This is a genomic window from Pseudomonas sp. NPDC090208 (assembly GCF_044746785.1).
In the GTDB taxonomy this organism is placed as follows: domain Bacteria; phylum Pseudomonadota; class Gammaproteobacteria; order Pseudomonadales; family Pseudomonadaceae; genus Aquipseudomonas.
In genome coordinates, this window is record NZ_JBIVCU010000006.1 from 281149 (window position 1) to 292989 (window position 11841).

Here is an 11841-nt window from a genome sequence, read left to right on the forward strand (position 1 = left end):
GCCTCAAGCCATGCCCCCGATTCTGCATTACGCCCAGCCTCACACCGACCGCCAGTTGCCCTGCGCGGCTTATGCCTTGCAGGGCGATCCGCTGGCGGCGGGGCGGGTGATTCACTTCCATGAGGCGCAGCAGGGGTTCGTCACCGGCAGCAGCGTGAGTGTCGGGGCCAACCTGTTGATCGAGGATTTTCCCTGGGTCGAACTGGGGATTGTCGAGGCCGGCGAACTGCGTTTGCAGGGGGAGGGTTTCGATCTGCAACTGAGCGCCGGTGACTGCTTTGTGGTGCCGCGCGGGGTCAGCGTGCGCTGGCACCATCGTGGGCAACTGCGGCGGTTGTTCATGGCGTTTCCGGGGCTTGAGGCGTGTGCGGAGATGCCGAAGCAGCCGATCAGGATCGATTTGACGCAACCGCTGGCGCCGTGCAATCCGCCGGCGGCCAGTGTGTTGCTGACGGCGACGCCGAAGGCGTGGAGCGAGACCCTGTTCAGTGTGGCCAATCTGCGGATCGGCCTGTGGCAATGCGAGGGGTATGCGCGTCGGCAGGTGGAGCCGAGTTACAGCGAGCTGATGTTTATCCTCGACGGGGCGGTGACGCTGACGGCTGAGCAGGGTGACAGCTACGTGGTCAGGGCGGGAGAGACGGTGGTGGTGCCGAGGGGGGCGACCAATGCGTGGGTCAGTGATGGGGTGGTGCGTAAGGTGTTTTGTATTCTTTCCTGACGTTGCAGAAGCTTTGTAGGAGCGCGTTTGCCCGCGATGGGTTTGTGGGTTTGTGGTTTGGGAACCTGGAAAGCGGATTGGCTTTGTTCGTTGGATTTCGGGGCATATCCATTGCTGTGGTAACGGCGACGTAGGGTTCCGCTCTTACAGCGGGTCACTTTTGGCAAACGCCCCAAAAGTAACCAAAAAGGCCCTGCTCCTGGTTTGGCCCGACTGCGTCGGGTTCCCTCACTCCGGCGACGCTCCGTGGGTCCGCCGCGAAAGGGCCATCCCTGGCCCAACGCGGCTCTCGCGGCATCCATGCCGCTCGACCCACTCCGCGCCGCCTGCGCTCGGCCTGCACCCAAGTCGCGTTCTGCGGCGTCTGGAAGATCGCGTAAGGTTTACGCGGTCCCCTGTAGGAGCTGGCTTGTCCTGCGACCGGCGGGGAACCCGTCGTAAACCCTGACGACTATGCCTGCCTGACACCCTGCATTCATCGGATTTGCTGCCGCTTCGCGCCAGGTCGCGGGACAAGCCCGGCTCCTACAGGTTTTGTGTCATGCCCGGAGTCCCGTAGGAGCCGGCTTGCTGGCGAACGCGTCCGTCCAAACACCGCAGCGTCTAATGCCTCACCGCAATCCCTGTAGGAGTGAGCTTGCTCGCGAGGGGCCGGTTCGGACACATCGATGTTGAATGAGCCGCTGCATTCGCCAGCAAGCCCGACTCCTACAGGGATGTAAGCGCTGCCAACAAAAAAGGGCCTGTCGGCCCTTTCTTCATGCAACGAACACTCAAACCGCCCTGACCAGACTCCGCAACGGCACGGTGCTTTTGACCACCGGTGATTTGATCACGATGTAGCTGAAGTACTTCTCGATGCCGATGTTCTTGTCGAGGATCGACTCCATCAGTTCCTGGTAGTGCTGAATGCTGCTGCATAGGAAGCGCACCAGGTAATCGTAGCCACCGCTGATCAGGTGGCACTCCAGCACTTCGTCGATGTTGCGAATGCTCGACTCGAATTTCACGAAGTCGGCGCGCTTGTGGTCCGACAGGGTCATCTCGGTGAACACGGTCACCGAGTTGGCGAATTTGGCTAGGTTGACATGCGCTTCATAGCCACTGATATAGCCCGCCGCTTCCAGGCGCTTGACCCGTTGCAGGCAAGGGCTGGGCGACAGGCCCACGGCCTCGGCGAGGCTGACGTTGGTCATGCGCCCGTCCTTCTGCAACTGCACCAGAATGTTGATATCGATACGGTCGAGCTTGGTTGATGCATCCATTGATCAGTCCTCGCAATGTCAAATCCGGGCTGTCGGTTTCAGGCCAGCAATGCCTTTTGGTGGGCATGTGCCAGGTCGGCGAGGCTGGCGTATTCACAGCGCTTGCCGTCCATTGCCTGAGGCGAATGGTTCCACGGCAGGTCCAGGCCGCGGCGGAGTGTGCAGATCGGAAAGTCGACCCGGTCAGTCCACGGGTCGTCGCTTTCGGTACTGCGCACCGGTAACAGCTCTGACCGCTCAAGACCCAGGCGCCGCAGCTCGCGTTCGAGGCCGGCATGCCAATCGTCCGCGCCGGGTTCGATGATCGCATCGAATTCGACCGGCAGACGGCGACTCAGCGCCAGCACATCGATGCCCTGGGGTGGGGCGATCAGTATCAAACGGTAAAACTTGCCCAGGTACTGCAACGCACCTGGCGCGTCTTCGAATATCGGCCACTGGGCGGAGGAGCTACCAAACGCCACACTTTCATCCCAGCCGGGCATGATTTGCAATTGTTGCGCCACACGCTGGTAAAGCTGACCGTGAAAGGCCGTGGCACTGACCTGCGCAGCCGTCGCAGACAGCTCGCGGGCCACATGTCGATAGGTGCTGAGCAACTGCGCGTCGCTGGTGTTTGCATCGCTTTGCACTGCCAGCGGTCGCAGGCCTTCGAGGATGCCCCGTTCGCGGTCAACCAGGGTACCAAACGACAGGCCGAGCGCCTTGTACTGGGTGACTTTCATCATGTGCTCCTGAGCAACGCGTTGACGGTTCCATGTGATTGCGCGGCGAACCCGATGCTGACGCAGCAGGTCGGGTTCGCACGTTGTTGCGGTCGGTCAGCAGGCCGCGGCAAGGGCCATTTCGAGCATCTGCAAGGCTTCTGCCAGCTGCGCCTGAGTGGTCACCAGCGGCGCGAGGAAGCGCACCACGTTGCGATGCACGCCGCACTTGATGACCAGCAGACCGGCGTTGCGCGCCTCGTCGATGACCTTCTGCGCCAGCGTCGCATCGGGGCTGTGGCGGGCGTCGTCGGCGACCATTTCGATGGCCTGCATGAAGCCCAGACCGCGCACGTCACCGATGCGCGGGTAACGTTTCTGCAGGGCCAGCAGACCTTCTTTGAGCTGCGCCGCCAGTGTCTCGCCTTGTTGCAGCAGATCCTGCTCTTCGAACAGGTCCAGCACCGCCAGCGCCGCAGCACAAGCTACGGCGTTACCGCCATAAGTGCCGCCCAGGCCACCCGGCGTCGGTGCGTCCATGATCTCGGCACGACCGACCACGCCGGACAGCGGCATGCCGCCGGCCAGGCTCTTGGCCACGGTGACCAGATCCGGCTGGATGCCGGCGTGCTGGAAGCCGAACATCTTGCCGGTGCGCCCGAAACCGGCCTGGATTTCGTCGAGGATCAACACGATGCCGTGTTGCGTGCAACGCTCGCGCAGGGCTTGCAGGAAGGCTTTCGGAGCGGCGAGGAAACCGCCGTCGCCCTGCACCGGTTCGATGATGATCGCGGCCACGCGGTCGGGCGCGACGTCGGTGGCGAACAGTTCATCCAGCTCGGCCAACGCGTCGTCGCTGCTGACACCGCGATACGCGTTGGGGTAGGTGGCGTGGTAGATCTCGGCGGGGAACGGGCCGAAGTTCTGTTTGTACGGCTGGCTCATGCCGGTCAGGGTCACGCCGAGCAGGGTGCGACCGTGGAAGCCGCCACGGAAGGAAATCACTGCGGGACGATTGGTGTAGCCACGGGCGATCTTGATCGCGTTTTCCACCGCTTCGGCGCCGGAGGTGAACAGCACGCTTTTGTAGTGCGCATCGCCGCCGACCAGTTTATTCAGGCGCGCTGCGACCTGGATGTAGCTCTCGTAGGCCACCACCTGAAAACTGGCGTGGGAGATTTCGCCGGCCTGACGGCGCACCGCTTCGACGATTTTCGGATGGCTGTGGCCGGTGTTGAGTACGCCGATGCCGCCGACGAAATCCAGGTACCGCTTGCCGTCGACGTCCCACAGTTCGGCCCCTTCGGCGCGGGCTGCGACCACCGGGTGAGCGGTGGCGATACCGCGTGGCACATGGTGGTCGCGCAGGGCCAGCAGGCGTTGGCTTTCAGTCAGTGCAGAATTCATTTTGCTCTCCGTGGGTAGCAGGTGTCGTGAGTGACGTAGCGCCGTGATGCCGAGGTGGCGGGTGATGGGATCAGGATAAGGATTACCCGGAGCCACAAGCGCTGAAGTTCGGGCGGGGAGTGCGGTGATCGACTGTTTTGCGGGGGCGTTTCGAAATATTTCGCTGCGGGCTTTTTGCGCCTGCCCGGATGGACACCCATGTCACTGATGCCCAATGACCTGTGGGACGGACACCCCTGTCACTGATGCCCAATGACCACTGTAGGAGTGAGCTTGCTCGCGATCGCGGAATGTCTGCCAATGAATGGTCATCAGACACACTGCTCTCGCGAGCAAGCTCACTCCTACAGGTTATTCGTCAGGCTTCAACTCATCGTTTGACGCTATCGCGGGCAAGCGCGCTCCTACAGGTTCAGGCAGGGCAGGTGCCTGGATTCAAACCCCCGCGCGCGGCACGACGATGGTGTCTTCCGGATGCAGGCGCATCATCATCGGCGAGCCGATCGGTGGCAGGCTGAGGTTGCCTTCGTGGTGGCTGGCCTGGCGCAGGCTGACGGTCGGGCCGCCTTCCAGGTCGACGAACACCTTGAGGCTTTCACCCTGGAACACGATGTCGGCCACGCGGCCGCGCAGACGGTTCCACTCCGGTCCGCAGCTGTCGTTATCCAACAGCAGTTTTTCCGATTGCAGGGCCAGGAACACATCGCCGGACGGCGGCACCGGGCGCGTGGTGCGCAAGGGTGTGGCACCCAGGGTCAGGCCATTGTTGGCGCCGCGCTGCAACGGCACCAGCGTGCTTTCGCCGATGAAGCTGGCGACGAAATCGTTGGCCGGGTGATCGTGCAGACGACGCGGGGTGTCGACCTGCACCAACTGGCCGCCACGCATGATCGCGATGCGGTCGCTCATGGTCAGCGCTTCACGCTGGTCGTGGGTGACGTAAATCATCGTCGCGCCGAGGCGCTTGTGCAGGGCGCGCAGTTCGATCTGCATGATCTCGCGCAGTTGTTTGTCCAGCGCCGACAGCGGCTCGTCCATGAGGATCAGCTTGGGCTCGAAGACAATCGCCCGAGCCAGCGCCACGCGCTGGCGCTGACCGCCGGAGAGGGCGGCAATGTTGCGGTCTTCGTAGCCGGTCAGTTCCACCGTCGCCAGCGCGTTCTTGACCCGCTCACGACTGCTGGCCGCGCTTTCGCCACGGGCGCGCAGCGGAAAGGCCACGTTCTCGCCCACGGTCATGTGCGGGAACAGCGCGTAGTTCTGGAACACCACGCCGATCTCGCGCTTGTGCGGCGGCATCAGGGTGACGTCGCGCTCACCGAAGAAAATGCTGCCGGAGCTGACCCGGATAAAGCCGCCGAGAATGCTCAGCAGCGTGGTCTTGCCCGAGCCGGACGGGCCGAGCAGCGACATGAATTCCCCGGCCTCGACCTTCAGATCGACGTTGTTCAACGCCTTGAGGCTGCCGTAGTGCTTGCACACCTTGTTAACGCTGACCGATTCAAAACCTTCAGTGAAATTCATGGAGCGTCCTCTTTGCAGAAGGGGTTTGCCCGAAAGATCTGCATGTCATCTGAACACAGGCGCAGGCCCGGTTCGTGCCGTTTTGGGCCGCCGGAAAAACAGGATGTGCTGTCGGGCGGCGTTTACACGCATGAAGAGTTAATTGAGCCCGCCAATGTGCCAGGCCTTCACTTCGAGGAACTCGTCCAGACCGTACTTGGAGCCTTCGCGGCCGGTGCCGGACTGCTTCATGCCGCCGAACGGTGCGACTTCCATCGAGATGATCCCGGTGTTGAGGCCGACCATGCCGAACTCCAGACGCTCGCCCACGCGCCAGGCGCGACGCATGTCCTGGGTGAAGTAGTAGGCGCCGAGGCCGTAGGGCGTGGCGTTGGCCAGGGCCAGTGCTTCGGCTTCGTCCTTGAAGCGGAACAGCGGGGCGACCGGGCCGAAGGTTTCTTCGCTGGCCAGCAGCATGTCGGCGCTGGCGTCGCGCAGCACGGTGGGTTGCACGTACAGGCCTTCACCTTGGGGTGCGCCGCCGATGGCGATGCTGGCGCCTTTTTCCAGCGCGTCGCCGATGTGCCGTGCAACCTTGTCGACGGCTGCTGCGTTGATCAACGGGCCGATGGTCACGCCTGCTTCCAGGCCGTCGCCGACCTTCAGTTCGGCCACGGCGGCGCTGAGGCGTTCGGCGAAACGGTCATAAATGCCGTCCTGCACCAGAATGCGGTTGGCGCAGACGCAGGTCTGGCCGGCGTTGCGGAATTTGCTCTGCATGACCCCGGCAATCGCCAGGTCCAGATCGGCGTCGTCGAAGACAATGAACGGCGCGTTGCCGCCCAGTTCCAGGCTGAGGCGCTTGATGGTCGCGGCGCACTGGCTCATCAGCAGCTGGCCGACGCGGGTCGAACCGGTGAACGACAGTTTGCGCACCGCCGGGTTGGCGGTCATCTCGCCACCGACACCCGCCGGCAGGCCGGTCAGCACGTTGAACACGCCGGCCGGAATCCCGGCACGCTCGGCCAGCACTGCGAGGGCCAGTGCCGACAGCGGGGTCATTTCCGACGGTTTGACCAGCACCGGGCAGCCGGCAGCCAGGGCTGGCGCGCATTTGCGGGTGATCATCGCGTTGGGGAAGTTCCACGGCGTGATCGCCGCGACGACGCCAATCGGTTGCTTGAGCACCAGAATGCGGCGGTCGCCGGTTGGTGCCGGGATGGTGTCGCCGTAGATGCGCCGGGCTTCCTCGGCGAACCATTTGACGAAGCTGGCGCCGTAGGCGATTTCGCCACGGGACTCGGCCAGCGGCTTGCCCTGTTCGGCGGTCATGATCAGCGCCAGGTCTTCCTGGTTGTCCATGATCAGCTTGAACCAGACTTCCAGATAACGCGCCCGCTCGGCGGCCGGCACTTCGCGCCAAGTGACGAAACGCGCTTCGGCGGCCTCGATGGCGCGGCGGGTTTCAGCAGCCTGCAGCGCCGGTACGCGAGCGATCACGCTGCCGTCGGCGGGGTTGGTGACGTCGATCGTGGCGCCGTCATCGGCGTCAATCCAGGCGCCGTTGACGTAGGCGCGTTCGACGAGCAGGGAAGGGTCACGCAATTGGCTTTTCAACATGATCGGGAACCTTGAGGCTACGAAGGATGGACTCATTGTAAAAATGCCCCGCCAGTGGCCGATGCCGAGATAGGCCGGTGGGCGGGTGATTGATGCTGAATTGCGGCGGTTGACGGCAGGCTGTGCCGGGAGGGTTGTGGCGATCTTCTGTAGGAGCTGGCTTGCCCTGCGACCTGCCGCGCAGCGGCAGCAAACCCTGGCAACTCTGCTTTCCTGGCACAGCGCATTCACAGGTTTTACGACTGCTTCTGTAGGAGCTGGCTTGCCCTGCGACCTGCTGCGCAGCGGCAGCAAACCCTGGCAACTCTGCTTTCCTGACACAGCGCATTCACAGGTTTTACGACTGCTTCGCAGCCGGTCGCAGGGCAAGCCAGCTCCTACAGGGGGGCGTGCGTTGGTTTGTCTGTAGCCGTCAGCCTTGTTTGTTACGCCCCGCCACCACCACGAGAATCAGCGACGCCAGGATCAGGATCGAACTGATCGCTGCAATCGTCGGGTCGATCTCGTCGCGCAGGGCGGTGAACATGCGTTTGGTCAGGGTCTGGTTGTCGCCGCCGGAGATGAACAGTGCGACCACGGTTTCATCCAGCGAGGTGATGAAGGCGAACAGTGTCGCCGACACCACGCTCGGTTTGATCTGCGGCAGGGTCACCGCCATGAACGCGCGGAAGCGGTTCATGCCCAGGCTGCGGGCGACCATCTCCTGGGACATGTCGAAATTCCGCAGGCCCGCCAGCAGCGCAATGATCACGTACGGCAGGGCCAGCATGATGTGCGCCAGCACCAGACCGGTCATGGTGCTGATCAGCCCGACGCGGGCGTAGACAAAGAACACCCCGGCCGCGATCAGGATGATCGGCACCATCATCGGCAACAGCAGAATGATCTGCAGCGTGCGGATCACCTTGAGGCTGGAGTTGTTGATGGCGTAGGCCGCTGCCATGCCGATCGGCAGGCTGATGACCATGGTGAAGAACGCCGTGATCAGGCTGACCTTGGCCGCCGACATCCACTCCACGCTGGTGAAGAACGCTTCATACCAATGCAGCGACCATTGTTTGGGCGGGAACTGCAGAAAGCGCGCTTCGGAGAACGACATCGGCACCACGATCAGCACCGGGATGATCAGGTACAGCAGGATCGCCGCGACCACCACGGTGAACAGCAGGTGCGACAGGCGAATCTGACGCAGGTTGGCAAGCAGGTTCATTTAGCGCGCTCCCAGAATGCGTTCGATGGGGATGAAGCGGTTGATGCCCCAGAAGATCAGGAACACCACGAACAGCAGCACCAGACCGACCGCACTGGCGGCGCCCCAGGCGTGATACAGCTCGACGTTGCGTTGCACCAGCATCGACACCAGGATCGTGCGGCCGCCACCCAGCAGTTCCGGGGTGATGAAGAAGCCCAGACAGATCACGAACACCAGAATCGAACCGGCCATGACGCCCGGTGCGGCCATCGGCAGGAACACCCGACGGAAGGTGTAGAACGGCTTGGCGCCGAGGCTTTCCGAGGCCTGCATGAGGTCCTGCGGGATCTTTTTCATCACTGCATACAACGGCAGCACCATGAACGGCAGCATCACGTGCAGCGTGCCGATCACCGTGCCGGTGGTGTTGTGCATCAGCGTCAGCGGCTGGTCGATGATGCCCAGGTCCATCAGCGTCTGGTTGACCAGGCCGCGCCGTTGCAGCAGCACCAGCCAGGCGTAGGAGCGCACCAGCACGCTGGTCCAGAACGGCAGGATCACGCAGATCAGGATCAGGTTGGCCCAGAAGCCATGCAGCCGCGACGCCGCGTAGGCAATCGGGAAGCCCATGACAATCGAGAGGATGGTCACCAGAAAACTGATCTTGAAGGTCAGCGCGAAGGTTTCCCAATAGATGCTTTCCTGGAAGATCCGCGCGTAGTTGGCCAGCGAGAAGCCTTCTTCGGTCTGCACCGATTGAAACGCCAGCCAGCACAGCGGCATGATCAGCAGCACCACGACCATCACCAGCGCCGGGGTTAGCAGCAACAGCATCGAGGTGTGCTCCTTGCGTTCCTCGCGGGCCAGGGCCTGTTCGTTGGCCAGCGGTGGCTCGTCGCGGTCGCTGGAGTCGGGCAGGGATTTGGCGAGATAAGCGTTGGACATAGGGCCTCCCATTACTTTTTCTGAACGAAGGACAGCCAGCGCTCTTCGGCTTTCACGCCGGCATCCGATGCCCACCATTGCGCGGACAACAGGGCCTGCCGGGAAATGTTTTCAGGCGAGGACGGCAGTTGCGCAGCACGCTCGGCGGGGATCACGCCGGTCTTGAAGGCTTCAGGGTTGAGCGGACCGTAGTCGATGATCATCGGCAATGCCGCCTGCAGCTTCGCGTCGATGGCTTCGTTGACGAACTTCATCGCTGTCACTTTGTGCGGCGAACCCTTGAGCACGCACAGCGAATTGGTTTCCAGCACGCCCTGGTTGTAGTCGAAGGCGACCGGCGCACCGGCGGCTTCCACGGCGCTGATGCGCCCGTTCCAGGCCTGGATCATGTCGACTTCGCCGTCGCTGATCAGCTGCGCCGACTGGCCGCCCGAGGTCCACCAGGTGGCGATGTTCGGTTTGATTTCTTCGAGCTTTTTAAATGCACGCTCGACGTCCATGGGGTAGAGCTTGTCGGCGGGTACGCCATCGGCCAGCAGGGCGATTTCCAGGGTCGGGCGCGGCAGATTGCGCAACGAACGCTGGCCCGGGTATTTCTTGGTGTCCCAGAAGTCGGCCCAGGTTTTCGGCGCCTTGTCTGCCTTGAACGCATCTGTGCGGTACGCCAGCACCGTGGAGTAACTGATATAGCCGACGCTGTAATCGTCTTTCAGGGCCGCAGGAATCTGCGCGGCATTGGGGATCAGCGCCAGGTCGAGCTTCTCGAACAGGCCTTCCTGCTGGCCGCGGATGCAGTCGCCGGTGGGCAGGTCGACCACGTCCCAGGTGACCTTGCCGCTTTCGACCTGGGTCTTGATGATCGGGTAGGCCTTGGGCGAACTGTCCTGTTTGAGGGTCAGGCCGAGCTTCTTCGCGGCCGGTTCAAGGATCGCCTTGCTCTGGGCTTCCTGATACGCGCCACCCTGGGAGACGAATGTGATGTCTTCGGCAAAAACCTGTGTGCTGCTGATGAACAGGGCCAGACTCGCCAGTGTGAAAGCGGTGCTGCGTGTTGTGCTCATAAAAACAGACTCCGTATGGTTGGCAGATTCATCAAGCGAGCTGGAGGTTTTGTTATCGGTCGCTCTGCGGGACCATGCCCACCTAATGTACTGGTTCGGCCAGAAACGAAGCGGTCATAAATGCCCTGCGCAAAAGTGCTTTATTGCGAAATCGGCGGGGGTAACGGCATCTCCTGCGCCGAGCGCTCTGGGAAAAAGCCTGCACGCGGAATCGGCTTTTCTGTCGTGAGGCTGAACCGAAACTGAACCGTTTTCTCGCTCGAACAAGAAAACCTTTGAGCCCCTGAACTTATCTGCCTTTTCTCCCTCTCATGCCGGTAGCCATTGATCGCGGCGGCCTGATAAGCTCGCGGCTTTACTCGTTTGCCCTTTCGGCGCATGAACAAGGAAACAGGATGAAACAGCATCGGTTGGCAGCGGCGATTGCCCTGGTCGGTCTGGTACTCGCAGGCTGCGACAAGCAAGCCAGCACCGTTGAACTGAAAACCCCGGCCCAGAAAGCCTCTTACGGCATCGGCCTGAACATGGGCAAGAGCCTGGCTCAGGAAGGCATGGACGATCTGGATTCCAAGGCCGTGGCCCTGGGCATCGAAGACGCCGTCGGCAAGAAAGAGCAGAAACTGAAAGACGAAGAGCTGGTTGCAGCCTTCGGCGAACTGCAAAAGCGCGCTGAAGAGCGCATGGCCAAGATGGCCGAAGAGTCGGCTGCTGCCGGCAAGAAATTCCTCGAAGAGAACGGCAAGCGCAAGGAAGTCACCACCACTGCTTCCGGCCTGCAGTACGAAGTCATCAAGAAAGCCGACGGTCCTGTACCGAAGCCGACTGACGTCGTGACCGTTCACTACGAAGGCAAGCTGACTGACGGCAAGGTGTTCGACAGCTCCGTCGAGCGCGGCAGCCCGATCGATCTGCCGGTCAGCGGCGTGATCCCGGGTTGGGTCGAAGGCCTGCAGTTGATGCACGTTGGCGAGAAGATCAAGCTGTACATCCCGAGCGAACTGGCTTACGGCGCACAGAGCCCGAGCCCGATGATCCCGGCCAACTCGGTGCTGGTATTCGATCTGGAACTGCTGGGCATCAAGGACCCTGCAGCCGCAGGCGCCAATGACGCCGCTGCCGCCGGTGACGAAGAAGAAGAGGCTGCTCCAGCCGCTGACGCCAAGTCGGCCGACGCTGGCAAGCCTGCTGCCAAGAAGTAATCGTCCTTTCGCGATTGCCTTGTGCTGAAAATGCCCCGTCTCGACGGGGCATTTTTGTTTGTGCGCAAAAACGGGCGAACCGGATGCCGACGATGCAGTCCCAATAGCGTCGGCGATTGTCGGAAAAGTCCGGGAATTGTCGGAAGCGTCATCTCCGTATAGAGGCGAGGGGTAGACATTCAGCCGCTCAAGTCAATGTTTTTTTTAGTTCCATCATGTGAGTA

At 62.1% G+C, this 11841-nt stretch carries 10 protein-coding genes; 2 read left to right on the top strand and 8 right to left on the bottom strand.

What is annotated here, in order from left to right:
• The first annotated feature begins 10 nt into the window (after nt 1-10).
• On the top strand, nt 11-721 hold the full coding sequence (locus tag ACIPL0_RS13180; protein WP_400597081.1) for a cupin domain-containing protein: 711 nt from the start codon (nt 11-13) through the stop codon (nt 719-721).
• A 773-nt stretch (nt 722-1494) separates the two neighbouring features.
• Here the strand turns inward: ACIPL0_RS13180 and ACIPL0_RS13185 are convergent.
• The 8 genes from ACIPL0_RS13185 to ACIPL0_RS13220 form a co-directional block, all read right to left on the bottom strand.
• Nucleotides 1495-1986, bottom strand: coding sequence for an Lrp/AsnC family transcriptional regulator (locus tag ACIPL0_RS13185; protein WP_400597082.1), 492 nt, complete (start codon nt 1984-1986; stop codon nt 1495-1497).
• Between the two features lie 38 nt (nt 1987-2024).
• Complete coding sequence (locus tag ACIPL0_RS13190) at nt 2025-2711, bottom strand: hypothetical protein (RefSeq protein WP_400597083.1); 687 nt, start codon at nt 2709-2711, stop codon at nt 2025-2027.
• Between the two features lie 96 nt (nt 2712-2807).
• The gene (gene gabT, locus ACIPL0_RS13195; protein WP_400597084.1) at nt 2808-4097 is read right to left on the bottom strand and encodes a 4-aminobutyrate--2-oxoglutarate transaminase; all 1290 of its coding nucleotides are present in this window, start codon (nt 4095-4097) and stop codon (nt 2808-2810) included.
• Between the two features lie 435 nt (nt 4098-4532).
• Entirely contained in the window at nt 4533-5621 is a 1089-nt protein-coding gene (locus ACIPL0_RS13200) for an ABC transporter ATP-binding protein (protein WP_400597085.1), read from the bottom strand.
• A gap of 138 nt (nt 5622-5759) precedes the next feature.
• Nucleotides 5760-7220: an NAD-dependent succinate-semialdehyde dehydrogenase gene (locus ACIPL0_RS13205; RefSeq protein WP_400597086.1), complete on the bottom strand. Its 1461-nt coding sequence runs from the start codon at nt 7218-7220 to the stop codon at nt 5760-5762.
• A 412-nt stretch (nt 7221-7632) separates the two neighbouring features.
• On the bottom strand, nt 7633-8430 hold the full coding sequence (locus ACIPL0_RS13210; protein ID WP_400597087.1) for an ABC transporter permease: 798 nt from the start codon (nt 8428-8430) through the stop codon (nt 7633-7635).
• Nucleotides 8431-9357 carry an ABC transporter permease gene (locus ACIPL0_RS13215; RefSeq protein ID WP_400597088.1) on the bottom strand — a complete coding sequence of 309 codons (927 nt, stop codon included), beginning with the start codon at nt 9355-9357 and terminating at the stop codon, nt 8431-8433.
• 11 nt (nt 9358-9368) lie between these two features.
• A complete protein-coding gene (locus ACIPL0_RS13220; protein WP_400597089.1) occupies nt 9369-10418 on the bottom strand; it encodes an ABC transporter substrate-binding protein in 1050 nt (349 codons plus the stop codon).
• 395 nt (nt 10419-10813) lie between these two features.
• On the opposite strand from ACIPL0_RS13220, the gene ACIPL0_RS13225 reads away from it, so the two are divergent.
• Nucleotides 10814-11617 (top strand): FKBP-type peptidyl-prolyl cis-trans isomerase, encoded by an 804-nt coding sequence (locus ACIPL0_RS13225; RefSeq protein WP_400597090.1) that lies wholly within the window; start codon nt 10814-10816, stop codon nt 11615-11617.
• The last annotated feature ends 224 nt before the right edge of the window (nt 11618-11841 follow it).

Coding starts and splice junctions, on each gene's coding strand:
- ACIPL0_RS13180 (WP_400597081.1), top strand. CDS start 11: ATGCCCCCGATTCTGCATTACGCCCAGCCTCACACCGACCGCCAGTTG.
- ACIPL0_RS13185 (WP_400597082.1), bottom strand. CDS start 1,986: ATGGATGCATCAACCAAGCTCGACCGTATCGATATCAACATTCTGGTG.
- ACIPL0_RS13190 (WP_400597083.1), bottom strand. CDS start 2,711: ATGAAAGTCACCCAGTACAAGGCGCTCGGCCTGTCGTTTGGTACCCTG.
- gabT (WP_400597084.1), bottom strand. CDS start 4,097: ATGAATTCTGCACTGACTGAAAGCCAACGCCTGCTGGCCCTGCGCGAC.
- ACIPL0_RS13200 (WP_400597085.1), bottom strand. CDS start 5,621: ATGAATTTCACTGAAGGTTTTGAATCGGTCAGCGTTAACAAGGTGTGC.
- ACIPL0_RS13205 (WP_400597086.1), bottom strand. CDS start 7,220: ATGTTGAAAAGCCAATTGCGTGACCCTTCCCTGCTCGTCGAACGCGCC.
- ACIPL0_RS13210 (WP_400597087.1), bottom strand. CDS start 8,430: ATGAACCTGCTTGCCAACCTGCGTCAGATTCGCCTGTCGCACCTGCTG.
- ACIPL0_RS13215 (WP_400597088.1), bottom strand. CDS start 9,357: ATGTCCAACGCTTATCTCGCCAAATCCCTGCCCGACTCCAGCGACCGC.
- ACIPL0_RS13220 (WP_400597089.1), bottom strand. CDS start 10,418: ATGAGCACAACACGCAGCACCGCTTTCACACTGGCGAGTCTGGCCCTG.
- ACIPL0_RS13225 (WP_400597090.1), top strand. CDS start 10,814: ATGAAACAGCATCGGTTGGCAGCGGCGATTGCCCTGGTCGGTCTGGTA.